The organism is Pseudomonas ceruminis, from assembly GCF_021602025.1.
GTDB classification, from domain to species: Bacteria; Pseudomonadota; Gammaproteobacteria; order Pseudomonadales; family Pseudomonadaceae; genus Aquipseudomonas; species Aquipseudomonas ceruminis.
On the sequence record NZ_BQHW01000010.1, the window covers coordinates 80,990 to 104,802 of the forward strand.

Consider the following 23,813-nt stretch of genomic DNA (forward strand, 5'->3'; position numbering starts at 1 on the left):
GCGGGAACCTGAGCAGCCATTGAATCAGGCACAAAAAAAAAGCGACCCTAAGGTCGCTTTTTCTGTAACTTCCGGGTGTTCAGTGGGCCCTGGAAGTTGAATATGGCGCAGCGGACGGGACTCGAACCCGCGACCCCCGGCGTGACAGGCCGGTATTCTAACCGACTGAACTACCGCTGCGCTATACATCGAGTGGTGGGTGATGACGGGATCGAACCGCCGACCCTCTGCTTGTAAGGCAGATGCTCTCCCGGCTGAGCTAATCACCCTTCGTCTCGGTGTGGCGCGCATTCTACGGAGGGCATGCCACCCTGGCAAGCACTTTTTTCAACTTTTTTAAAAAAAATTCTCAGGCCTTTCAAAGACCTAGCCGCACTGGCGTTTTCCTTCCTTATAAGCAGCTGCTGGCCCTATGACAGGGCTGGCCTGGAACCGCCGCTCGGAGAATAATGCCCGCCTTATGCATTAAGGAGAGATTGCCCCCCATGTGGTTCAAGAACCTGCTGACCTACCGCCTGACCCAGGATGTCCCGTTCGAGCCTGAAGCGCTGGAAGCCGCCCTGGCCAGCAAGCCGGCCCGCCCCTGCGCCAGCCAGGAGCTGACCACCTACGGATTCGTCGCGCCGTTCGGCAAAGGCGAAGATGCTCCCCTGGTGCACGTCAGCGGCGAGTTCCTGCTGATTGCCGCGCGCAAGGAAGAGCGCATCCTGCCAAGCAGCGTGGTCAACGACGCGGTCAAAGAAAAGGTCGAAGAGATCGAGACCGAGCAGATGCGCAAGGTCTACAAGAAGGAGCGCGACCAGATCAAGGACGAGATCATCCAGGCGTTCCTGCCGCGCGCCTTCATCCGTCGCTCGATGATCTTCGCGGCCATTGCCCCGCGCCTTGGCATGATTCTGGTCAACTCGGCCAGTGCCAAGCGCGCCGAAGACCTGCTGTCGACCCTGCGTGAAGTCATGGGCTCGCTGCCGGTACGCCCGGCCACCGTGAAAATTGCCCCCAGCGCGACCATGACCGACTGGGTCAAGTCACAACACGCCGCCGAAGGCTTCTATGTACTGGATGAATGCGAGCTGCGCGATACCGCCGAAGATGGCGGCATCGTGCGTTGCAAGCGCCAGGACCTGACCGGCGAGGAAATCCAGCTGCACCTGAGCACCGGCAAGGTCGTCACGCAACTGGCCCTGGCCTGGCAGGACAAACTGTCGTTCGTGCTCGACGATAAAATGGTGATCAAACGCCTGAAGTTCGAGGAGCTGCTGCAGGAACAGGCCGAACAGGATGGCGGCGATGAAGCCCAGCAACAGTTCGATGCCAGCTTCCTGCTGATGATGATGACCTTCAGCGAGTTCCTTCCGGTGCTGTTCGAGGCGCTGGGTGGGGAAGAGATTCCGCAAGGGGTCTGACACCAGGCTGCAAGCGCAACGCGACAAGAACAATCAGAAGCGCCAGTGCGGTGCCCCCCGTGGCACCGCTTGAAGCTCGAACCGGAGGTTTTCAAATGCGTGCCCTCGCCGCCTTCAGCCGCTTCGTCGGCAACACCTTCGCCCTCTGGGTGCTGGTGTTCGCCTGCCTGGCCTTCCTGCAACCACAATGGTTCATCGCCCTCAAGGTCGCCATCGTGCCGCTGCTGGGCCTGGTGATGTTCGGCATGGGCCTGACCCTCAAGCTCGACGACTTCGCCGCTCTCGCCCGGCAACCCTGGCGCGTGGCCCTCGGCGTGGTCGCCCATTTCGTGATCATGCCGGGCATGGCGTGGTTGCTGTGCCAGCTGTTTCACTTGCCGGCGGAAATCGCCGTGGGCGTGATCCTGGTCGGCTGCTGCCCAAGTGGCACGGCGTCCAACGTAATGGTCTGGCTGTCCAAGGGTGACCTGGCACTGGCGGTGGCAATCGCTGCAGTCACCACCCTGCTTGCCCCGCTGCTGACTCCGGCGCTGATCTGGTTCCTCGCCTCGGCCTGGTTGCCGGTGTCCTTCATGGACATGTTCTGGTCGATCCTGCAGTTGGTGATGCTACCGATCGTGCTCGGCGTGCTGGCCCAGCGCCTGCTGGGCGCGCGGGTGCAGGTGGCGGTGCAGGTGCTACCGCTGGTTTCGGTGGTGAGCATCGTCATGATCGTCTGTGCGGTGGTGGCGGCCAGCCAGGCAAAAATCGCCGAATCGGGGCTGCTGATCATGGCAGTGGTGGTGCTGCACAACAGCTTTGGCTACCTGCTCGGCTACCTCACCGGCAAGTGCTGCAAACTGCCGCTGGCGCAGCGTAAATCGCTGGCGCTGGAAGTGGGGATGCAGAATTCGGGGCTGGGGGCTGCGTTGGCGGCGGCGCATTTCTCACCATTGGCGGCCGTACCCAGTGCGCTGTTCAGCGTTTGGCACAATATTTCCGGGGCACTGCTTTCGACCTGGTTCCGGCGGATGGAAGCGCCTTCATCGGCAGTGGAGCGTGCAGAACCTGCCAGGGATTGATACTGGCTTGCCGAGCCATCAACAGATGTGCACTATAGTGCCCACTGTGAGGACGGCCTCACGACGCAACGCGTGACCATTCCGGGGACGGCCCCATCATTCAAACGATGGAGACTCACTATGTCCTGGATCATCCTGTTCTTCGCCGGCCTGTTCGAAGTCGGCTGGGCTGTCGGGCTCAAGTACACCGACGGCTTTACCCGCCCACTTCCCACGGTGCTCACGGTCGGCGCCATGGTCATCAGCCTGGGCCTGCTGGGCCTGGCCATGAAAGAGCTGCCGCTAGGCACCGCTTATGCCATCTGGACCGGGGTGGGCGCAGTGGGTACGGTGATCGCCGGCATCATCCTGTTTGGCGAATCCATGGCGCTGGTGCGGTTGGTCAGCGTGGCACTGATTGTCTGCGGCCTGATCGGCCTCAAAGTCAGCGCCAGCTGAAAACCTGTCCTTAACGCAGGTCGCCGCGCAAGCGGCTGACCTGCTCACGCAGGGCATCCGGCTGCGCTGCCTCCACCGGGATGGCGGCACCCGCCACGATGGTCACCCGCGACCACAAGCGCTTGAAGAACCCCTTGGCCGGATCACGGCTGAAGAAGCTGCCCCACAGCCCTTGCAGTGCCAACGGAATCACCGGCACCGGGGTTTCCTCCAGGATACGGCTGATGCCGCCCCTGAACACATCGATCTCACCATCGCCAGTCAACTTGCCTTCCGGGAAGATGCATACCACCTCCCCCGCCGCGAGGTACTGGGCGATGCGGGCGAAGGCGCGTTCGTAAATGGCCGAGTCCTCGTTGCGCCCGGCAATCGGGATGGCCCCTGCGGTACGGAAGACGAAATTGAGCACCGGCAGGTTGTAGATCTTGTAGTACATGACGAACCGGATCGGCCGACGGATCGCCCCGCCCAGCAGCAGCGCATCGACGAACGACACATGGTTGCACACCAGCAGGGCTGCGCCCTCGTCCGGGATGCGCTCAAGGTCACGGTGCTGCACGCGGTACATCGAATGGCTGAGCAGCCAGATCAGGAAGCGCATGGTGAATTCAGGCACGATCCTGAAGATGTAGGCATTGACCAGAATGTTGAGCAGCGACACCACCAGGAACAGCTGCGGGATGGTCAGGTCGGCCAGGCCCAGCAACACCATGGTGAGGATGGCCGAGACCACCATGAACAGGGCATTGAGTATGTTGTTGGCAGCGATCACCCGGGCGCGCTGGTCCTGGGCAGTACGCGCCTGGATCAACGCATACAGCGGCACGATGTAGAAGCCGCCGAACACACCAAGGCCCACGATCGACAGCAGGATCCACCACGCCTGGTGCATGCCCAGCAACGCCAGCCAGTCGTGTGGCGCTGCGCCAACCGGCACGTCGCCGGAATGCCACCACCAGAGCAGGCCGAACACGGTCAGGCCGAACGAGCCGAACGGCACCAGGCCGATCTCCACCTTGCGCCCGCTCAGCCGCTCGCACAGCAGTGAACCCAGGGCAATGCCCACGGAGAACAAGGTCAGCACCAGCGTTACCACGGTGCCGTCGCCGTGTAGCCAGTCCTTGGCGTAGGCCGGGATCTGGGTCAGGTAGATGGCACCGACGAACCAGAACCACGAGTTGCCTACGATCGAGCGCGACACCGCCGGGGTTTGCCCCAGGCCCATGCGCAGGATCGCCCAGGACTGCTTGAAGATGTTCCAGTCCAGTTGCATCTGCGGCGACACAGCCGCTGCACGCGGGATCCAGCGGCTGGCCAGGTAGCCCAGCACGGCAGTACCCACCACGCCGCCTGCCACCACGGTGGCGTAGCTGTCGCTGGCCATCATCATCCCAGCACCGATCGTGCCGGCGAGGATCGCCAGGAAGGTGCCCATTTCCACCAGGCCGTTGCCGCCCACCAGCTCTTCTTCACGCAGGGCCTGGGGCAGGATCGAGTACTTCACCGGGCCGAACAGCGCTGAGTGTGTACCCATGCCGAACAGCGCCACCAGCATCAGCGCCAGGTGATTGCTGACAAAGCCGAGCGCGCCGATGGCCATGATGACGATCTCGGCCAGCTTGATGGCCCGTATCAGCGCGTCCTTGGCGAACTTCTCGCCAAACTGCCCGCCCAGCGCCGAGAACAGGAAGAACGGCAGGATGAACAGCAGCGCACACAGGTTGACCCAAATCGAGCGGTCGCCGTCGCCCAGGCTGAGTTTGAACAGGATGGCCAGGATCAGCGACTGCTTGAACAGGTTGTCGTTGAAGGCACCCAGCGACTGGGTGATGAAAAACGGCAGGAAGCGCCGCTTGCCGAGCAAGGTGAATTGCGAGTGACTCATCGTCCTTGTTCCTGGAGAGGCTTTGTCATTGGAGGTACGCAGGGCGCAATAAGCCACAAATCTGCACAGGAAAGCCCTGGCCTGGCAAGTGACGCCTAGGCCAACTGCAACAGACCGATAGCACAATAGTGGCTATTTCTTTGCTGTAACCGTTCAGATTTTGTTACATCTGCCGACAATTCATATAGATAACTATATCTGACATAAGGAACAGACCTCCGGTCTCCTCCAACGCATAAGAAAAGGAGCTCAGCAGCATATGTTTACCTGGTTCGGTGATCTCAAGATCGCCAATAAGCTTTTTCTCGGATTCGGTCTGGTGCTGTGCCTGACGCTGATCCAGTCACTGATCGGCTGGAACGGTCTGGGCAGCCTGGTGCGCCGCAGCGAAGTGGTCAGCGACGTTTCCGGGCTCAATGATGCCCTGGGCGATCTGCGGGTGGCGCGCTTGCGCCACGCCATGGCCAATGGCGAGGAGAGCGAGGGCAAGGCATTGCAGGCGGCACTGGATGCATTCGAGCAACCTCTGATCAAACTGCGCGGACTGTTGGTAAAGCCGGACAACCTGGCCATCCTCAGTCAAGCCGAGCAGGCCCTGAATACCTATGCCGGCAACCAGGCGCTGAGCTTCCAGGCCTACCAGAAGATGCGCGCCGCCCAGCAACAGATGGGCGCACTGGCGACCCAGTCCTTTGCCAGCATCGAGCAGATCCGCAACCAGGTACGCGCCCTGCCCGACGCCGAACAACGCTTCGTGCGGAGCGAGGCGATCAACCAGATTCGCGAAAACCTGATCCTGTTGCGTTACCACGTGCGTGGCTACACCGGTAATACCAACGCCGAAACCGAAAAGCTGATGAACACCCAGATCGCGACCACGGTGAATGAGCTGTCGGGCCTGGTGTCACGGTTCAACGGCAGCTTTGCCGACGAATTTGCGCAGCTCGAGCAGCAGGTACGGGCCTATACCGATGCCGTGGAGGCCTTTCGCGGTGAAGTGAGCAAGCTGGTGCAATACCGCACCGCCATGGCTGATGATATCGAGCAGCTGAACACCCTGATTGGCAAGCTGCTCGATGCACAGGCCGTGGCAGTGGTCCAAGACAGCCAGTTCGCCAAAGCCCTGCAGATAGTCACCACGCTCCTCGCCCTGCTGATGGGCGCGTTGGCCGCCGTGCTGATTGCCCGGCAGATCAGCCAGCCGCTACGCCACTTGCTCAAGGCCATGGAACAGGTGGCCGCAGGTGACCTCGGCGAGCAACCGGCCAGCCACCGGCGTGACGAAGTCGGCCAACTGCAGAATGCCCTGCAGGGCATGACCCGTAACCTGCGCGAACTGATCGCCCAGGTGCGCGACGGTATCTCGCAGATCGCCAGCGCCACTGAAGAACTTTCGGCGATCACCGAGCAGACCAGCGCCGGTGCCAACAACCAGAAAGTGGAAACTGACCAGGTTGCCACTGCCATGCAGGAAATGGCGGCCACCGTACACGAAGTGGCGCGCAACGCGGGTCAAGCCTCCCAGGCCGCCAGTGCCACCGACGACGAAGCACGCGAAGGCGACAGCGTGGTCAACCGCGCCGTGGCGCAGATTGGGCGCCTGGCCAGCCAGGTGGATGCCACAAGCGAGGCCATGGACGCCCTGCGCAGCGAAAGCCAGCGCATCGGCAAGGTCATGGATGTGATCAAGGCCGTGGCCGAACAGACCAACCTGTTGGCACTCAACGCCGCGATCGAGGCAGCCCGGGCAGGCGAAGCGGGCCGAGGCTTTGCCGTGGTCGCCGATGAGGTGCGTAGCCTGGCCCAACGTACGCAGGCATCGACCCAGGAGATCGAGTCGGCCATCGCCAGCCTGGAAGACGGCACCCGCTCGGTGAGCGAGTTGATGGAGCAAAGCCAGAACCTGACCGAAAGCACTGTGGCACTGGTGCGTGAGGCGGGTATGGCGCTGGGAGGGATTACCCAGCGGGTGTCAGGCATACAGCTGATGAATCAGCAGATTGCCGCAGCGTCGGAACAACAGAGCGCAGTGGCCGAGGAAATCAGCCGCAGCGTGGTGACCGTGAGGGATATTTCCGAACAGACGGCTGAGGCCAGCCTGCAGACTTCGGCCTCCAGCGTGGAATTGGCGCGGTTGGGTGGGCAGCTGCAACAAATGATCAGCCGGTTCCGGTTCTAAGCGTAAGCAAGCCGCCTGCAGGCGAGCTCAGCCTGCTGCGCCCCTATCGCCGACAAGCCGGCGACAGGGGCGCAGCTACCGCTGTATCACTCGAAACCAAACAAGTCCCGCGCCGTATCCACCAACAGTGCCCGACGCAGCTCAGCCGAACAGCCCAAGGCCTCGAACTGCTCCACCACTGTGGCAAAGCTCACCGCCGCCTCATGCTGGGTATGCGGCCAATCGCTCCCCCACATCAGCCGCTCGGCACCATAATGCGCCTCAAGCGCACCCAGGGCCTGGCGCGCGAACGTCAGGTTCTGCTCCGGCGTGCCTTCCAGGCGGTAGACCCCAGACACCTTCACCCACACCTTGCCCTTGCCGCCGAGTGTCAGCAGCTCGGCAAAGCCCGGCTGCCCCAGCCCCAGACGGGCGTCGGGCCGGCCGAAATGATCGACGACGATGTTCAGGCCGTAGGGCTCGAGCGCTCGCACCAGCGCCGGGATGTCGGCCACGTGACGGTGCAGCTCCAGGTGCCAGCCTTGTTCGGCAATGCGTTCCAGCAACGGGCGCCACGCACGGTCGCGCAGGTCGGGCAGGGCCTGGCCCATGAGGTTCAGGCGCACGCCCCTGACGCCAAGGCGGGCCATTTCATCCAAGGCTGCACGCTCAACGTCCGGCTCCAGCATCACCACCCCGCGTAACTGCCCCGGCACGGTTTGCAGCGCGCTGAGCAGGTAGCGGTTGTCGGTGCCCAGAAAACTGGGCTGAACCAGTACGCCATGGCTGAAACCATGGCGTTGCAGCTGGCCCAGGTAATCGCCCAGCAGTGCGTCGTAACTCGGCGCGTAGCGGCGCTCGCTGGCCAGGTTCAGCCCACGGGTAAAGACGTGGGCATGGCTATCGATAGCCGTTGGAGAGGAAGCAGGAACGTCGGGCATGGTGGTCTTCAGGACTTGATCAGGTTACTTGGCGCCAGCCGTCGCCATGGCTGGCGCTGGGGTGGCTTCGAGCGTGCGCCCACGGGTTTCCGGCAGGCACAGTGCGGCAATCATGGCGACGCCGTAGGCAATGCCGGCATCGATGCCGATCGCGCTGCCCAGCGACATGGACTCGCTCATGTGGCCGACCAGGAACGGGAACACTGCCGACAGCACACGGCCGAAGTTGTAGCAGAAGCCAACCCCAGCGCCGCGCACGTCGGCCGGGTACAGCTCGTTGAAGAACGAGCCCAGGCTGGCCGGAATGCCGGCGGCGAAGAAGCCCAGCGGGAAGCCGAGGAACAGCATCTGGGTATTGGTCAGCGGGAAGAATACATAGGCCTGCACGGTCAGCACGCAGCACAGGGCAAACAGCAGAATGTTCTTGCGTCGGCCAATGCGGTCGATCAGCAGGCCGCTGATCACGCAGCCGCACCAGAAGGCGAAGATGATGACGGCCAGGTAGCCGCCGGAGTTCAGCACCGAAAGGTTGCGCTCGGTCTTGAGGAAGGTCGGCAGCCAGGTCATCACCGCATGGTAGCCACCATGGGCACCCAGGCCCAGCAGGCCGCCAAGCAGGGTCACGCGCAACAGTTCGGGGCGGAAGATCCCGGCCATGGATTTGAAGAAGCTGCCCGGGATGGCCTTCTCTTTCTGCAGGCGCTGGAAGCTGTCCGGCTCTGGCACATTACGGCGTACCCAGATAATCAGGAGCGACGGCAGCAGCCCGACGAAGAACATCACCCGCCAGGCGAACTCTTGCGGTACCAGCGAATAGATCAGCGCGAACAGCCCGACCGCCAGGCCCCACCCTACGGCCCAGGCACTCTGCACGGTGCCCATGACCTTGCCGCGGTATTTCGGATTGATGGTCTCAGCCATCAGCACCGCGCCGGCCGCCCATTCACCACCGATGCCAAAGCCTTGCATGGCCTTGACGAACAACAGCGGGTAAAAACCGGTGACGAACGCGGAAAGGAAGGTGAAGAAGGAGAACCAGAGGATCATCCACTGCAGCGTGCGCACGCGCCCGTAACGGTCCGACAAGGTACCGCCGAGCCAGCCGCCGATGGCGGAGGTAACCAGCGTCAGGCCGCTGATCAGGCCTGCGTCACTCTTGGTCAGGGAGAACGCGGCAATCAGCGCGGGAATGGCCAGGCCGAACATCTGCACTTCCAGCGCATCGAGCGACCAGCCACCGAAACAGGCCCAGAACGTCTTGCGTTCCCGTGAAGTGATCTGGCGATACCAACTGAACATGGTTTTTATCCTTCTAGTCGTGTGTGTTACGGCCGGGCGTGCCGAAGCTCTTGGCGCGCGGGCGACCGGGCAGGCGAAGCCACTGCGCCGAGGCAGACCGGCGCAGACGGGTAACGGGGTGAAACAGCCGGGTCAGCGAATGTCGATGCGGTAGCGGAAGTGCTGCGCATGGCCGCGCGAGCGGCGCCATTCCAACGGTTTGCCGGCGTAATCACGGGCCAGACGCTCGATCACCACCACCGGGCTGTTGGCCGGCAGTTGCAACAAGCGGCCATGCGCCGCATCGACCGCTTCGGCGGTCAGGGTCTCTTCGGCGTAGGCGACCACCTGGCCGCACAGTTGCTCGTAGATCGGGTAGAGCAATGGGCCTTTGCTCTGCAACTCGACCTCGAGCAGGGGCTGGAAGGTCTGCCGTGGCAGCCAGATTTCCTCAGCAAGCACCGGTTGGGCGCCGAGTAGACGGGTACGGACAATACGAATCACCTCGGCTTCGGCCTGCAGCCCCAACGCTTCGGCCACCGCAGACGGTGCAGGCACGGGCGCGATGGAGAGGATGCGGCTTTCCGGCATCAGCCGTTCGCCGCTGGCAGACTCGAAACGGAAGAAGCGGAACAACGAGGACTGGAACTGCGGGCGGCGGATGAAGGTGCCGCGGCCTTGCTGGCGCTCCAGCACACCTTCGGCCACCAGCACGTCGACAGCCTTGCGCACGGTCCCGACGGACATGTCGAATTCGGTGGCCAGGGCCGCTTCGGTCGGAATCGCCTCGCCCGGGCGCCAGCGATTGTTGGCAATCTGCTCGACCAGATGGTCACGCAGTTGTTGGTAGCGGGGCAGTCGAGCATCACCGGACAGTGGGTGCATGGGTCGCTCTCTCGTCTTGTTATATAAACATATATATGAATTTTTCCGAGAGTATTCCCGCAGTACCGCAGCGTGTCAATCCTCCGCTGGTCGCCTGCGCAAACCGGCGACGAGGCCAGCACAGGCGACACGCAACCTCAGCCTCCCTTATGCTGAAGCATCGGCACCCCACCACAACAAGGAAGTGGCAATGCTCGCCGCCCTCAAGCACTACCCTGCTGCCGTACGCCTGCTGTTGGTCACCACCTTCACCCTGACCGTGGCCCGTGCCCTCACCCTGCCCTACCTGGTGGTCTACCTGGCCGACAACTTCCAGCTTTCGGTCAGCCAGATCGGCCTGCTGATCGGCGGCGCGTTGATCGCAGCCTCGTTACTGAGCCTGTATGGCGGGCACTTGGTGGATACGTTGCGCAATCACACGTTGGTCAGCGCTAGCACACTGGTGTTCGCCCTGGCCTTCGTGGCGGCCATCTCCAGCCGCTCGGCAGTGCTGTTCTTCCTGTGCCTGGTGCTGATCAACCTGGCCCTGGCAGTGGTCGACATTGCCGCCAAGGCCGGCTTTTGCGCCTTGCTGCCCGTGGAGCGACGGGCCGAAGTGTTCGCCATCAAGTACACCCTGAGCAATGTGGGTTACGCCATCGGTCCGATGCTGGGCGTGGCGATGCTGGAGCTGGACGATCATTTGCCCTTCTTCGCTTCTGCGCTGATTGGCATGGGCATGTGCCTGGCGTACTGGCGCCTGGGCGAGCGCACGCTCAAGGCCAGCGCACCGGCGCAGCCCGGTGCGGGCTTCGCCCAGGTGGCGCTGGGCCTGGCGCGCGACCGCCGGCTGGTCTGCTTCACCCTCGGCGGTGTACTCAGCGCCGTGGTATTCGGCCAGTTCACTGCGTACCTGTCGCAGTATCTGGTGGTGACCACCAGCGCCAGCGAAGCGGCGCGGCTGGTGGGCTACCTGGTAACCACCAACGCCGTGACGGTGATTGCCCTGCAGTACCTGGTCGGCCGACGCATCAGCCGCCAGCAGTTGATGCCCTGGCTGCTGGCGGGCATGGCCCTGTTCATTGCCGGCCTGCTGGGCTTCTCCCTGGCCGGATCGGTGCTGGCCTGGTGCCTGGCCATGCTGGTGTTCACCCTGGGCGAGATCATCGTCATCCCGGCCGAGTACATGTTCATCGACCTGATTGCGCCAGAGCATTTGCGCGGGGTGTATTACGGCGCGCAGAACCTGTCCAACCTGGGAGCGGCGCTAGGGCCGGTGATGGTCGGACTGGTCCTGGGACACTGGTGGCCGGGGCTGATCTTCTACCTGCTGGTGTTGTCGGTGATACTGGCAGGGGTGTTCTACTGGAGGGGAACTCGGCAGGCATGAGGCACTACAGGTATACGCCCAACCCTGCGACGACGCGCCACTGCGACCATCGTCGGCGCTGACGAACCCTCGTCTGCGTGCCAGACTGATTGATCGGGACCGCGTTATCTTTTTTGCTCCGGAGTTTTCATGTCGTTGTCCAGCGGGCTGATCGCCGTGGTCGCCCTGGCCTATATGGCCATCATGTTCGCCATCGCCTTCTACGGCGACCGCCGCAGCACACCGTTGCCGCCGCGGCTGCGTGCCTGGGTGTACAGCCTGTCATTGGCCGTGTACTGCACCAGCTGGACCTTCTTCGGCGCGGTCGGCCAAGCCGCCGAACAGCTCTGGGCTTTCCTTCCCATCTACCTGGGGCCGATCCTGCTGCTGATCTTCGCACCCTGGGTGCTGCAGAAAATGGTGCTGATCAGCAAACAGCAGAACATCACCTCGATCGCCGACTTCATCGCCGCACGCTACGGCAAGTCGCAAACCCTGGCGGTGGTCGTTGCGCTGATCTGCCTGGTCGGCGTGCTGCCCTATATCGCCTTGCAGCTCAAAGGCATCGTGCTTGGCGTCAACCTGCTGATCGGGGCCAATGCCGATGCCACCGGCACTCGCGTGCAGGACACTGCCCTGGTGGTGTCGCTGGTGCTGGCATTGTTCGCCATCGTTTTCGGTACGCGCAGCCTGGATGTCACCGAGCACCACCGCGGCATGGTCCTGGCCATTGCCTTCGAATCGCTGATCAAGCTGCTGGCCTTCCTGGCCGTGGGCGTGTTCGTGGTCTTCAACCTGTACGACGGCTTCGACGACCTGTTCACCCAAGCACGCCAGTCGGTGCAACTGGACAGCTATTGGCAGGAAACCATCAACTGGCCGTCGATGGTGGTGCAGACCGCCGTGGCAATGATGGCGATCATCTGCCTGCCGCGGCAGTTCCACGTGACCGTGGTGGAGAACATCGAGCCCCAGGACATGCGCCTGGCACGCTGGGTGTTCCCGATGTACCTGGCACTGGCGGCGCTGTTCGTGGTGCCGATCGCCCTGGCCGGGCAGATGCTGTTGCCCGGCACGGTGATTTCCGACTCGTTCGTGATCAGCCTGCCATTGGCCGAAGCGCACCCGAGCCTGGCGCTGCTGGCCTTCATCGGCGGCGCCTCGGCCGCTACCGGCATGGTCATCGTCGAGGCGGTGGCGCTGTCGACCATGGTCTCCAACGACATGCTGCTGCCCTGGTTGCTGCGCCGCAACAATGCCGAACGGCCTTTTGAAGCCTTCCGGCACTGGATGCTCTCGGTGCGCCGGGTGACCATCGTGGTCATCCTGCTGCTGGCCTATGTCAGCTATCGCCTGCTCGGCTCCACGGCAAGCCTGGCCACCATCGGCCAGATCGCCTTCGCGGCCGTGACCCAACTGACCCCGGCCATGCTGGGCGCGTTGTACTGGAAGCAGGCCAACCGCCGCGGCGTGTTCGCAGGCCTGGCAGCGGGCATCTTCCTGTGGTTCTACACCCTGGTGCTGCCCATTACCGCCCATAGCCTGGGCTGGTCACTGCAACTGTTCCCGGGCCTGGCGTGGCTGCACGGCAACCCGCTGAACCTGCCGATCACGCCTCTTACCCAGGGCGTCGTGCTGTCACTGGCCGGCAACTTCACGTTGTTCGCCTGGGTTTCGATGCTTTCACGTACCCGCGTGTCGGAACACTGGCAGGCCGGGCGCTTCATCGGCCAGCAGACCAGCGCTCGCCCCAGCAGCAAACCGTTGCTGGCCGTGCAGATCGACGACCTGCTGACCCTCGCCTCGCGTTTTGTCGGTGAAGAGCGTGCACGGCAAAGCTTCATCCGCTTTGCCTATCGCCAGGGCAAAGGCTTCAATCCCAACCAGAACGCCGACGGCGACTGGATCGAGCACACCGAGCGCCTGCTCGCTGGCGTGCTCGGCAGCTCCTCGACCCGCGCTGTCGTCAAGGCGGCCATCGAAGGCCGGGACATGCAGCTTGAGGACGTGGTGCGCATCGCCGATGAAGCCAGCGAGGTGCTGCAGTTCAACCGCGCCTTGCTGCAAGGTGCCATCGAGAACATCAACCAGGGCATCAGCGTGGTCGACCAGAACCTGCACCTGGTGGCCTGGAACCGCCGCTACCTGGAACTGTTCAACTACCCCGACGGGCTGATCAGCGTTGGCAGGCCGATCGCCGACATCATTCGCTACAACGCCGAACGCGGCCTGTGCGGCCCAGGCGAAGCGCAGGTCCATGTGGCGCGGCGCCTGCACTGGATGCGCCAAGGGCGTGCACACTCCTCCGAACGGCTGTTCCCCAACGGCCGGGTGATCGAGCTGATCGGCAACCCGATGCCCGGTGGTGGCTTTGTGATGAGCTTCACCGACATCACCCCGTTCCGCGAAGCCGAGCAGGCCTTGCGTGATGCCAACGAAGGCCTGGAGCAGCGGGTAGCCGAACGCACCCATGAACTGTCCCAGCTCAACCAGGCGCTGTCGGAGGCCAAGAGCCAGGCCGAAGCGGTGAGCAAGTCCAAAACGCGCTTCCTGGCAGCGGTCAGCCACGACCTGATGCAACCGCTCAATGCCGCCCGGCTGTTCTCCGCCGCCTTGTCGCAGCAGGCCGAAGGCATGAACGAAGAAGCCCAGCAGCTGGTTCAGCACATGGACAGCTCGCTGCGCTCGGCCGAAGAACTGATCAGCGACCTGCTGGACATCTCGCGCCTGGAAAACGGCAAGATCACCCCAGATGCCAAGCCGTTCGCACTCAACGACCTGTTCGACACGCTGGGGGCGGAGTTCAAGCTGCTGGCCGCCGAGAAGGGCTTGGAATTCCGCCTGCGTGGCAGCCGCCTGCGGGTCGACAGCGACATGAAACTGCTGCGCCGGGTATTGCAGAACTTCCTCACCAACGCCCTGCGTTACGGCAAGAGTCCTATCCTGCTGGGTGTACGCCGCCAGGGCGAGCACCTGTGGCTGGAAGTGTGGGACCGTGGCCCGGGCATTGCCGACGACAAGCTGCAGGTGATCTTCCAGGAATTCAAGCGCCTGGACAGCCACCAGACCCGCGCCGAGAAAGGCCTGGGGCTGGGTCTGGCGATTGCCGACGGCCTGTGCCGAGTGCTTGGCCATAAGCTGGAAGTGCGCTCATGGCCCGGCAAAGGCACCGTGTTCCGGGTCAACGTGCCGATCGCCCGCCAAGCTGTGGCAGCACCGAGCGCACCTGTGGAGCAGGCGAGCCAGCCGCTGGCCGGCCTTCACGTGCTGTGCGTCGACAATGAAGACAGCATTCTGATCGGCATGAACAGCCTGCTCAGCCGTTGGGGCTGCCAGGTATGGACTGCGCGCAACCGCGCCGAATGCGAGGCACTGCTGGCCAAGGGCATGCGCCCGCACCTCGCACTGGTGGACTACCACCTGGATGACGGCGATACCGGTACGGGCCTGATGGGCTGGCTACGAGCCCGCCTGGGCGAACCGGTCCCCGGTGTAGTGATCAGTGCCGACGGCAGCAAGGAAACCCTTGCCACGGTGCATGCCGCAGGCCTGGACTACCTGGCCAAGCCGGTCAAGCCGGCGGCCTTGCGCGCCCTGCTCAATCGCCATCTGAGCCTGGTGCAGTAACCGCCTCGTCCGGCAGCGCTTCGCCGGACAATGCCCGCTCCAGCAAGTCGGCCGGCAGGCTCTTGCTGGCACGGGCACCGAGCAGTTTGAGCTGTTCGCTGCGGCTGATCAGGTTGCCGCGCCCTTCGCAGAGCTTGTTGCGCGCAGCAGCATAGGCTTTGTCGACCTGCTGCAAGCGGTTGCCCAGTTCATCCAGGTCCTGAATGAACAGCACGAACTTGTCGTACAGCCAGCCCGCACGCTCGGCGATCTCACGGGCATTCTGGCCTTGGCGTTCCTGCTTCCACAGGCTGTCGATGACCCGTAGGGTAGCCAGCAAGGTGGTTGGGCTGACGATCACGATCTGCCGGTCGAATGCCTCCTGAAACAGGTTGGGCTCAGCCTGCAGGGCAGCCGAGAAGGCCGCTTCAATGGGCACGAACAGCAACACGAAATCCAGGCTGTGCAAGCCTTCGAGACGGCTGTAGTCCTTGCTGGACAAACCTTTGACATGGCTGCGCAGCGACTGTACGTGCTGTTTGAGCGCGCCTTCATCGTTACTGCTGACGAACTGCTGATAGGCCGTAAGGCTGACCTTGGCATCGACCACTACCTGCTTGTCGCCAGGCAGCATGATCAGGACATCGGGCTGATAGCGCTCACCTTCGGCGCTCTTGAGGCTGACCTGGGTCTGGTACTCGCGGCCCTTCTCCAGGCCGGCATGCTCCAGCACGCGCTCGAGGATCAACTCGCCCCAGTTGCCTTGGGTCTTCTGGCCCTTGAGTGCCTGAGTAAGGTTGGTAGCTTCATCGGACAGGCGCAGGTTGAGCTGTTGCAAGCGCTCCAGTTCCTTGCCCAGGGAGAAACGCTCACGGGCTTCCTGCTGGTAGCTTTCTTCCACGCGTTTCTCGAAGGCCTGGATCCGTTCCTTGAGCGGGTCGAGCAACTGGCCCAGGTGCTGCTGGCTGGTCTGGGCGAAGCGTTGCTCGCGCTCATCGAAGATTTTCGTGGCCAGGTCGGCGAACTGCGCACGCAGGGTATCGCGGGCTTGCTGCAGGTCTTCCAGACGCTGCTGATGGCTTTCCTGCTGTTCGCGCAGCTCGGCTTCCAGGCGTGCAGCCTGCGCCTCCAGCCGACGCAGCTCGGCTTCACGGTTGGCCCGCTCGAGGTGCCAGGCGTGGGCGGCATCGCGGGCATTGTCACGATCAATCTGCAACAACTCCAGCTCGCGGCCCTGCGCAGCCAGTTGGGCCTGTTTGACGCTGTTGGCTTCGCTGAGGTCGCTGACCTCATCACGGCTGGCGTCCAATTGCGCCTGCAAGCTGGCCTGAGCCAGCAGCGCGCTGTTCAGGCGCTCTTCGAGCAAGGCGTGCTCGCCTTGCCGGGCACTTTCGCGGCGCTGTAGGTACATGACCCATCCCAGGCCAGGCAAGGCGCCTGCCACCAAGCCCAACAGAATGCTGGTCAGATCCACTGCCATGCTTACCCCAATCGAACGGTTGCGAAGTGAGTGCAGCTTATCAGCCTGGTTGAGCGCACGCCTGCACAGACTCAGCGCTCTTCAGCCTGGAAACCACTGCCGGAGCAGCCGCAGAGCTTCCTGCGAGCCCTGCCCCGCTGCCAGCTCAAGCCAGTAACGCGCCTGCTCCGGCTCAGCGGCCTGACACAGCCGCGCATACTCCAGTTGCGCCCGCCGATCGCCCGCGCGGGCCGCCTGGCGTAGCAAATCATGGCCGATACGCCGATCACGGGCATTGCCACAATCCCGGCACAGCATCTGCCCCAGCCGGCTCTGGGCCACCACCACGCCCTGGCGGGCCGGTTGCTTGAGCAGACGCCCCGCCAAATGCTTGACCTGCGGTTTGTCACCCAGGCGCGGGCTGTCGAGCAACCAGAGGGCCACTTTCAAAGAAAAGCGTTTGGACGCAGGGGCTGACGACGAAACAGCAGGGCTGGCGAGGGGTTTACCGCGAAGCTTCATGACAAACAGGGAAGGCAGCTCGAAAGGCGCGCCACTCTACTCCTTTTTTTGGCCCATGGCCCATCCATTTCCGGAGGATGGAAAAAAAATTTCACTGATCTTTTCTTGACGTTTCCAAGTCAGTGACCAGGCAGTCGTCAACTGCCGGATGATTGTCGGACAGTTCTGTAATTTGCTGGCACGCCCGTGCTAGAGCAAGTGCTTTGGACAATCCACAGTTCCTGTGGATAACTCGGTGGACAACCCCCTTAATGACCCCGCAAACCCCTATGAATTAAGGCTTCCAGTCAAACTGACGATTTTTTCACCAGCTAAAATTAGTGTTTTTTTTCATTGACTTAAGGTATCAGTCAAGGCATTGGCGAGCGTTGGCGGGCCTGTTGCAAGGCTGTTACAAGTCGCGCCTCAAATGTGAACAAGTGCACCAGAAACCCGCATTTGAATGCACGAAATCGGGACATTCGACCAAATGCGGGTTATTCACCCCCCTTCCCACAACGTGAAAGACGCGCCATACTGCGCGGCTCGCCTGAAGAAACATGGCAAAGCTTGCAAAGCCCGCCAGGTTCCGGTAAGGTGCGCCTCGTTAGTACCAAGCTGAAAGTCAATTCTGGCCAGAAGCGTCCTTGCAGAACAGCTCCCCCCAAGAGCATCACTGCTGAAACCAGGACCGGCCCTTTCGATGATTCACTCGCCAGCCTTGCGCTGCCCAAGCACGAATCACGTGACAGATTGATCAGGATTCCATTCCGACGGCCTAGAACCTTGGCCCCGGCATGCTGCCTGCCCTCTGAAGTACCTACCAGTCAGCCCAAGCGCCCACATTTGATTGCGCCCCCTCTGGCTGCCCTGTTCCAGTCAGGTTCGTTCGTCCCTTAATAAAGGCGTCACTGGAACGTTTCTATCATGCACGGATCATATCCACCGTGTTTAAAGCAGGAACATCCAACAATATGCAAACTCATCATCAAATTCAGGCTGCCATTGGCACCCTCTCCCAGGCCTTCTCGCCGTTGAAGTGCCTTATCACTGCCCCACGCAAGGGCAACTTCAGCTTCACGCTGGTGGACGAGCACGGCGTCGCCTGCCACACCGAACGCCTGTACCCTGAACAGTACAGCCGCTCTGGGCCGCTGCAGGCAGTCATTGATCGCACGCGCCAATCGCTCACTGCGTGAGCGGCGAATACCGTGGCATTCAGTGGCTGAATTCTATCGACAGTACCCTGCCTGAACGTTCTTGGCGTAATTGCCTCAGGGCATATAGCGCCCTACGTCAGGCAGCAATCGATTTAAAAACAGCTCTTTACACCACGATTATCACACTACACTTCAACTCGAGCGGTCCTAACCGCTTCCGGCGGGCCTGAACATTCACCAGCTGCCAAGCTCCAGCGCCCGTCGGCCCCTTACTGCTCGAGGGCATCATGGGTATTGCGGCGAATGAATTGTGTCAGTATGTGATCCGACCGACCCTGGTCTACCTGAATCGTCATTGCGCCAGTGCCGAAGCCCTGCTGTTGGGCATCGCGGCCAGCCAGTCGGCGCTTGGTTCAGCCTTGCATGACCGCCGTGGCCACGGCCTCTACCGCATCGGTGAAAACCGGCACCAGGCGGTGTGGGACGACTTTCTCGCCCGCGACCCGGAGCTGGCCAGCCTCGTGCGCGGCCTGGCAAGCCAGCACGCCTTTCTTGGCGGCCCGCACCTGGAACTCACGGTAAACCTGCGCTACTCCACCGCCATTGCCTGGATGCTCATCGAAGAGCAGGCCACGCGCTTGCCTGCCGCGGACGATCTGCTGGGGCAAGCGCGCATCTGGCGGCAGATTTTCCATCCCCAAGGCCGCCTGCGGGACTTCACCCAGGCCTGGCATCACTGCGTTGATCAGAAATTACCTCAAGCATCTTAGGAAGCGTCCTACATCATTACCGGAAAAAATGGAATTTTAGTCGGATTGTCCTACAAAACCGCTCTATCTCCAGTGATTGAGGCTATAGCGCGGCGCGTGATTTGTTGGTAGCTTTTCGCCCCGGAGATCCCAAGGAGTTTCTAATAATGAAAAAAGCAATGCTCAAAACCTCCCTCGGCGTAGCCGTTGCTCTCGCTTCCAGTCAATTGTTCGCTGCCGGCTTTGCCCTCAACGAACAAAGCGTCAGCGGCATGGGGACAGGTTTCGCGGGTCGTTCTTCCGCTGCCGATGATGCCAGCACGGTGTATGGCAACCCTGCCGGTATGTCTCGCCTGAAGCGCCAGCAAGTCACCGTGGGCGGCGCAGCCGTCATCGCCAAAACGGACATTTCGGGTGCGGGCAGCAGCCCACTGCCAGGGGAAACCGATGGTGACATGGTGCCTGTGGTTGGCGTACCAATGGGTTACTACGTCAAACCGATCGACGATCACTGGAGCGTCGGCTTCGGCGTTTACGTGCCGTTCGGCCTGGTAACCGACTACGGCAGCGGTGACGCCGCACGCTACTGGGGCAAAAAGAGCCACGTCGAGGTCATCACTTTCCAGCCTACTGTCAGCTATGCCTTCAACGACAAGGTTTCGATTGGCTTCGGTCCGACCATCAACCGCATCAAGGGTGAGCTGGGTTCCAACACCCTCAACCCGCGCTCGCCCGGCTTCAATGACGGCGAAGTGAAGATCAAAGGTGACGATACCGCTGTCGGCTACAACGTCGGTATCCTGGTGCAAGCCACCGACCGCACCCGCGTCGGCCTGACCTACCATTCGATGGTCGACTACAAGCTCGAGGGCGACACCAAGGTCAACAACGCCTTGATCGGCCCGTTCAGCGGCAGCAAGTTCGATGCCACGCTGAAGATCAAGACTCCAGAGTCGGTCGACTTCTCGGTCACCCACGAACTGGACGACCAGTGGACCCTGTACGCAGGTAGCACCTGGACGCGCTGGAGCCGCCTGAAAGACATCACCGTCAACAACGAAGTACCCGCACCGCTGGCTGCTCAGTTCGGCACCATTACCGAGGAGCAGAACTGGCACGACACCTGGGCGCACGCCATTGGCGCATCGTACAAGGTGAACAAGGAATGGGTACTGCGTACCGGCTTCTCCGTCGACCAGTCGCCAACCAACAACCACGACCGTTCGCCGCGCATCCCTACGGGTGATCGCAAGGCAGTCAGTTTTGGTGCCGGTTGGAGCCCGAACGACGACATGACCATCGACGTGGCCTACTCCTACCTGTGGGAAGAGGACACCAAGGTCAACCTGGCCAGCCCTACCAAGGGTCGCTACCAGGCCAAGTACGAGAACAGCGCTCACGGTATCGGTGCTTCCCTCACCTACCGCTTCTGATTCGTACCGCTGCATGGAAAACCGCCCTCGTGGCGGTTTTTTTACGCCTGAACCTGCCAGTTGTCGCCCAGCGCATCGCGCAGGTAGTCCATGAACACGCGCACCTTGGCGGTCATGGCGAAACGGTCAGCCAGGCACAGGTAGATATCCATCGGCTCGGTCTGGGCATAGGCCTGACCGTGGTCGCTGTATTCAAACAGCGGCACCAGCGCACCGCTGGCTAGATGCGGCCGGACAATGAACTCGGCGAGCCGGGTGATGCCACCGTCGTTGAGCGCCATCTGGGTCAGGGCATCGATGTCGTCACTGATCAGCACGGTGCCGAATTCCGCTTCAAAACGCAGCCCGTCGCGCATGAACCCCCAACGCAGGAAGCGGCCATCCACGGGGTAGCGAAACACCAGGCACCGATGCTCACGCAATGCTTGGGGCGTGGTGGGCAACCCAGCGTTTGCCAGGTAGCCAGGCGAGGCACAGCAGATGAACGGTATGCGAGCGATGTGCCGTGCCAGCAGGTGATCCTCCAACTGCGGGGTGATGCGCAGGCTGACATCGACATCCTCACGGGCATGGTTGACACGTCGATCAGTCGTTATCAACTCTATCGAAAGCAGCGGGTAGCGGGCGCTGAATGCCGGGATCAGCGGCGCCAGGACATGGCGCCCGAACGCTGAGGTAGAGGCAATGCACAGTCGCCCCTGGGGTTCGCTGTCAGGGGTGGTGACAGCCTGCTCGGCCAGGGCCAGATCGCGCTCGATGTGCCTGACGCGGTCATAGTAGAGCGCGCCGGCTGGGGTCAACACCATGCTGCGGGTGGTGCGGCTGATCAGGCGTACCTGCAGGTGCCCTTCGAGGCGTGCGAGGTTCTGGCTGACCGCTGCGGGGGTGAGGCCAAGGTTGCGTGCGCCAGCGGCGATGCTGCCAGCTTCCACGACCTTGATGAAACAGCGGATAGCGTTGAGGAGATCCATGGGGGAACGCTTTTATTCGTAAGAATCTCTTTATAAAGAACTCAGTATTACCGGTCTACAGTTGTTACCTGTTGCATTGCTAACCTGCGGCTCCAACCCCATCAAGGAAATCGCATGAGCAACCTGCCCCAGCCGCGCAGCCTGCGCAAATTGCGCCCAGGTGCAACCCCTTACGTATTCGCGTTCTACATGTCATCCATCATGGCGCTGTTGATGTGCTTCGTCATCACCGCCGCCAACGCGGGAGTGAACCCACAGTACCTGAGCAATGTGCTCAAGGCCTACCAGTTGGCAATGCCAGTGGCATTTGTCTGTGTGCTGATGGTCAGGCCGTTGGTCGTGCGTTTGGTTGCGCTGACGGTGCACCCACATTGACCCAAGTTGCTCTGGCTTGTGCCGTTGCTTCTGCTTCAGGAGACCGAACGCAGGTCTTGCTCAGGGAGGTGACGCCATGGATGTAGGCCAAGCGCTGCGGCCCAGGAGGGCCCGGTCAGCGCGGTACTTCCAGGCACAAGACCGGAGCAAGAGAACCCCAAGCGCGGGAGCCGGCCTTCAAGGTTGCGAGGCAATCGCCTTGTCAATTGCCGCCCTGAACGCAGGATCATCAGGCTTGGTCAGGCTGGAAAAATTGGCAATCACCTTACCCTTGCGGTCCACCACATACTTGTAGAAATTCCACTTCGGCGCACTGCTCTGCTTGGCCAGCTCCACAAACAGTGGAATCGCATCCTTGCCACGCACCGCCTGGGCCTTGGTCATGGTGAAGGTCACACCGTAATTGGCGTAACACACCTTGGCAGTCTTCTCGCTGTCCGCATCTTCCTGCTTGAAATCGTTGGAAGGCACACCCAGCATCTCCAGGCCCTTCCCGTGATAAGCCTTGTAAGTGGCCTCCAGCCCCTCGAACTGCGGAGCAAAGCCGCAATAGCTGGCCGTATTGACCACTACCAACGGTTTGCCGACAAAACGCTGGCACAAGTCGACCTGCCCCTTGCCCCGCAATTCCGGCAGGCTCCCCTGCAACAACGCCGGGCAATCTCCCGCCCAGGCAGAACCCGCCGCCACCAAAGCCAGCAACGGCATTGTCAACCAATGTGCACGCATCGTTGGGTACTCCTGCAAGACAGTCCAAGAACTTGCAGGGTAGCGCTTAACAAACGCCCATGCCCAGTTGCATCAACGCCATGCCACCCCGATGCCAGCCCCACCACACCAGCGCCAGCAACAGCACGCCAGCGACAGCCAGCAAGCCACAGGCCCAGTAGCGGTTCATGCCGCCTTGGCCTGCAGCCGAGCGACCGGGCGCTCGCTCACGGGCCAGTTGAGCGCTGCAGCCAGCAAGCTGAGCAGGATCGAAATCTGCCATACCAGGTCGTAGTTGCCCGTGCGGTCATACACCACACCGCCCAACCAGCCCCCCAGAAACGCGCCTAATTGGTGGAACAGGAAAACGATCCCACCAAGCATGGACAGGTTACGTACACCAAACAGGGTAGCCACCGTGCCGTTGGTCAACGGCACAGTAGAAAGCCACAACAAGCCCATGGCGATACCAAACAGATAGGCGCTGAATTCGGTCACCGGCGCCCACAGGAACAGTACGATCACCACTGCGCGTAGCAGGTAGAGCCAGGTGAGCAGGCGCGGCTTGGACATGCGCCCGCCGAGCCAGCCCGCGGTATAGGTACCCACAATGTTGAACAGCCCGACCAGCGCCAGCACGGTGGTGCCGGTGGTGGCCGCCAGATGCTGATCGACCAGATAGGCCGGCAGGTGCACGCCGATGAACACCACCTGAAAACCGCAGACGAAAAAGCCCAGGGCCAGCAGCCAGAACCCGGAATGCGAGCACGCCTCGCGAAGCGCCTGCCCCAGCGTCTGCTCCACACCATGGCTGGGCAGTGGGCGGTCGCGCAGCATCCCGACGAAGGGCACGATCAGGGCCACCAACAGGCCCAGCACCAGCAAGGCAGCCGACCAGCCCAGCCATTCGATCAGGCCAAGGGTACCCGGCAACATGGCGAACTGACCGAACGAACCGGCAGCGCTGGCAATGCCCATGGCCATGCTGCGTTTCTCCGCCGGGACAGCGCGGCCGACCACGCCCAGAATCACCGAGAACGAGGTGCCGGAGAGGCCAATACCAATCAGCAAGCCGGCACTGAGTGACAGGGACCAGGCCGAATCAGCGGTGCTCATCAGCAACAGGCCTGCGGTATAGAGAATGCCACCGATGATGACGACCCGTGCTGCGCCGAGGCGATCGGCCAGCGCACCGGCAAACGGCTGAGCCAGCCCCCAGATGAGGTTCTGCAGCGCAATGGCGAAGGCAAACACCTCGCGCCCCCAACCAAAATCGGCGCTCATCGGCGCCAGGAACAGCCCGAACCCATGCCGCACGCCAAGCGACAACGCCAAGATCAACGCTGCCCCCACAAGCACCCAACCGCTGGTTCGCCACACCGAAGTCATTGTTGTTATCTCCAGCACATCGCAAGGTTATGCGGGTATATACCCGCGTTTGGTCGTAGTCG

20 protein-coding genes, 2 tRNA genes and 1 pseudogene are annotated in these 23,813 nt (G+C 62.1%); 11 read left to right on the forward strand and 12 right to left on the reverse strand.

Annotation, left to right across the window (positions count from 1 at the left end; genetic code table 11):
* Window positions 1–103: 103 nt before the first annotated feature.
* Both L6D80_RS13960 and L6D80_RS13965 read right to left on the reverse strand, forming a co-directional pair.
* Window positions 104–180: transfer RNA gene (locus tag L6D80_RS13960), tRNA-Asp, on the reverse strand.
* Window positions 181–193: 13 nt separating this feature from the next.
* Window positions 194–269 (reverse strand) — tRNA-Val (locus tag L6D80_RS13965).
* Window positions 270–485: 216 nt separating this feature from the next.
* On the opposite strand from L6D80_RS13965, the gene rdgC reads away from it, so the two are divergent.
* The 3 genes from rdgC to sugE all read left to right on the forward strand — a co-directional run bounded on the left by rdgC (window position 486) and on the right by sugE (window position 2,905).
* A complete protein-coding gene (gene rdgC, locus L6D80_RS13970; RefSeq protein WP_054900522.1) occupies window positions 486–1,406 on the forward strand; it encodes a recombination-associated protein RdgC in 921 nt (306 codons plus the stop codon).
* Between the two features lie 95 nt (window positions 1,407–1,501).
* Window positions 1,502–2,467, forward strand: coding sequence for a bile acid:sodium symporter family protein (locus tag L6D80_RS13975; protein ID WP_176512617.1), 966 nt, complete (start codon window positions 1,502–1,504; stop codon window positions 2,465–2,467).
* 120 nt (window positions 2,468–2,587) lie between these two features.
* Window positions 2,588–2,905 carry a quaternary ammonium compound efflux SMR transporter SugE gene (gene sugE, locus L6D80_RS13980; RefSeq protein WP_054900524.1) on the forward strand — a complete coding sequence of 106 codons (318 nt, stop codon included), beginning with the start codon at window positions 2,588–2,590 and terminating at the stop codon, window positions 2,903–2,905.
* A 10-nt stretch (window positions 2,906–2,915) separates the two neighbouring features.
* Here sugE and L6D80_RS13985 read toward each other — a convergent pair whose 3' ends face one another.
* Window positions 2,916–4,790 (reverse strand): 1-acyl-sn-glycerol-3-phosphate acyltransferase, encoded by a 1,875-nt coding sequence (locus L6D80_RS13985; protein ID WP_176512618.1) that lies wholly within the window; start codon window positions 4,788–4,790, stop codon window positions 2,916–2,918.
* A gap of 259 nt (window positions 4,791–5,049) precedes the next feature.
* Here L6D80_RS13985 and L6D80_RS30320 point away from each other — a divergent pair.
* A pseudogene (locus L6D80_RS30320) lies at window positions 5,050–6,114 on the forward strand (methyl-accepting chemotaxis protein); the annotation flags it as partial.
* Complete coding sequence (locus tag L6D80_RS30325) at window positions 6,106–6,969, forward strand: methyl-accepting chemotaxis protein (protein ID WP_371419532.1); 864 nt, start codon at window positions 6,106–6,108, stop codon at window positions 6,967–6,969. The pseudogene L6D80_RS30320 and the gene L6D80_RS30325, both read left to right, overlap by 9 nt.
* Before the next feature lie 86 nt (window positions 6,970–7,055).
* Here L6D80_RS30325 and L6D80_RS13995 read toward each other — a convergent pair whose 3' ends face one another.
* The 3 genes from L6D80_RS13995 to L6D80_RS14005 all read right to left on the reverse strand — a co-directional run bounded on the left by L6D80_RS13995 (window position 7,056) and on the right by L6D80_RS14005 (window position 10,052).
* Window positions 7,056–7,889: an amidohydrolase family protein gene (locus L6D80_RS13995; RefSeq protein WP_176512620.1), complete on the reverse strand. Its 834-nt coding sequence runs from the start codon at window positions 7,887–7,889 to the stop codon at window positions 7,056–7,058.
* A gap of 24 nt (window positions 7,890–7,913) precedes the next feature.
* A complete protein-coding gene (locus L6D80_RS14000; RefSeq protein ID WP_176512621.1) occupies window positions 7,914–9,188 on the reverse strand; it encodes an MFS transporter in 1,275 nt (424 codons plus the stop codon).
* A gap of 132 nt (window positions 9,189–9,320) precedes the next feature.
* Complete coding sequence (locus L6D80_RS14005) at window positions 9,321–10,052, reverse strand: GntR family transcriptional regulator (protein WP_054900529.1); 732 nt, start codon at window positions 10,050–10,052, stop codon at window positions 9,321–9,323.
* A 190-nt stretch (window positions 10,053–10,242) separates the two neighbouring features.
* On the opposite strand from L6D80_RS14005, the gene L6D80_RS14010 reads away from it, so the two are divergent.
* A complete protein-coding gene (locus L6D80_RS14010) occupies window positions 10,243–11,421 on the forward strand; it encodes an MFS transporter (protein WP_176512622.1) in 1,179 nt (392 codons plus the stop codon).
* 129 nt (window positions 11,422–11,550) lie between these two features.
* Window positions 11,551–15,027: a hybrid sensor histidine kinase/response regulator gene (locus L6D80_RS14015; protein WP_054900531.1), complete on the forward strand. Its 3,477-nt coding sequence runs from the start codon at window positions 11,551–11,553 to the stop codon at window positions 15,025–15,027.
* Here the strand turns inward: L6D80_RS14015 and L6D80_RS14020 are convergent.
* Window positions 14,999–16,372 (reverse strand): DNA recombination protein RmuC, encoded by a 1,374-nt coding sequence (locus tag L6D80_RS14020; RefSeq protein WP_176512647.1) that lies wholly within the window; start codon window positions 16,370–16,372, stop codon window positions 14,999–15,001. The genes L6D80_RS14015 and L6D80_RS14020 overlap by 29 nt on opposite strands.
* A 195-nt stretch (window positions 16,373–16,567) precedes the next feature.
* Window positions 16,568–16,987: a tetratricopeptide repeat protein gene (locus L6D80_RS14025; RefSeq protein ID WP_054900533.1), complete on the reverse strand. Its 420-nt coding sequence runs from the start codon at window positions 16,985–16,987 to the stop codon at window positions 16,568–16,570.
* A 953-nt stretch (window positions 16,988–17,940) separates the two neighbouring features.
* On the opposite strand from L6D80_RS14025, the gene L6D80_RS14030 reads away from it, so the two are divergent.
* From L6D80_RS14030 to L6D80_RS14040, 3 genes are all read left to right on the forward strand, one after another.
* Entirely contained in the window at window positions 17,941–18,165 is a 225-nt protein-coding gene (locus L6D80_RS14030) for a hypothetical protein (RefSeq protein WP_054900534.1), read from the forward strand.
* Window positions 18,166–18,413: 248 nt separating this feature from the next.
* The gene (locus L6D80_RS14035; RefSeq protein ID WP_054900535.1) at window positions 18,414–18,896 is read left to right on the forward strand and encodes a hypothetical protein; all 483 of its coding nucleotides are present in this window, start codon (window positions 18,414–18,416) and stop codon (window positions 18,894–18,896) included.
* Between the two features lie 146 nt (window positions 18,897–19,042).
* Complete coding sequence (locus tag L6D80_RS14040; protein WP_054900536.1) at window positions 19,043–20,308, forward strand: OmpP1/FadL family transporter; 1,266 nt, start codon at window positions 19,043–19,045, stop codon at window positions 20,306–20,308.
* Window positions 20,309–20,349: 41 nt separating this feature from the next.
* Here the strand turns inward: L6D80_RS14040 and L6D80_RS14045 are convergent, their stop codons facing one another.
* Window positions 20,350–21,279, reverse strand: a complete 930-nt coding sequence (locus L6D80_RS14045) for a LysR family transcriptional regulator (RefSeq protein ID WP_176512623.1) — start codon at window positions 21,277–21,279, stop codon at window positions 20,350–20,352.
* 114 nt (window positions 21,280–21,393) lie between these two features.
* Here L6D80_RS14045 and L6D80_RS14050 point away from each other — a divergent pair, with 114 nt between their 5' ends.
* Complete coding sequence (locus tag L6D80_RS14050; RefSeq protein ID WP_054900538.1) at window positions 21,394–21,654, forward strand: DUF2798 domain-containing protein; 261 nt, start codon at window positions 21,394–21,396, stop codon at window positions 21,652–21,654.
* A gap of 177 nt (window positions 21,655–21,831) precedes the next feature.
* Here L6D80_RS14050 and L6D80_RS14055 read toward each other — a convergent pair whose 3' ends face one another.
* From L6D80_RS14055 to L6D80_RS14060, 3 genes are read right to left on the reverse strand one after another with little or no spacing between them, the layout of a single operon-like run.
* Complete coding sequence (locus L6D80_RS14055; protein WP_054900539.1) at window positions 21,832–22,383, reverse strand: glutathione peroxidase; 552 nt, start codon at window positions 22,381–22,383, stop codon at window positions 21,832–21,834.
* Between the two features lie 46 nt (window positions 22,384–22,429).
* The gene (locus L6D80_RS30095) at window positions 22,430–22,552 is read right to left on the reverse strand and encodes a hypothetical protein (protein ID WP_259367988.1); all 123 of its coding nucleotides are present in this window, start codon (window positions 22,550–22,552) and stop codon (window positions 22,430–22,432) included.
* Window positions 22,549–23,751: an MFS transporter gene (locus L6D80_RS14060; protein WP_220462565.1), complete on the reverse strand. Its 1,203-nt coding sequence runs from the start codon at window positions 23,749–23,751 to the stop codon at window positions 22,549–22,551. The genes L6D80_RS30095 and L6D80_RS14060 overlap by 4 nt, the downstream gene beginning before the upstream one ends.
* Window positions 23,752–23,813: the final 62 nt, after the last annotated feature.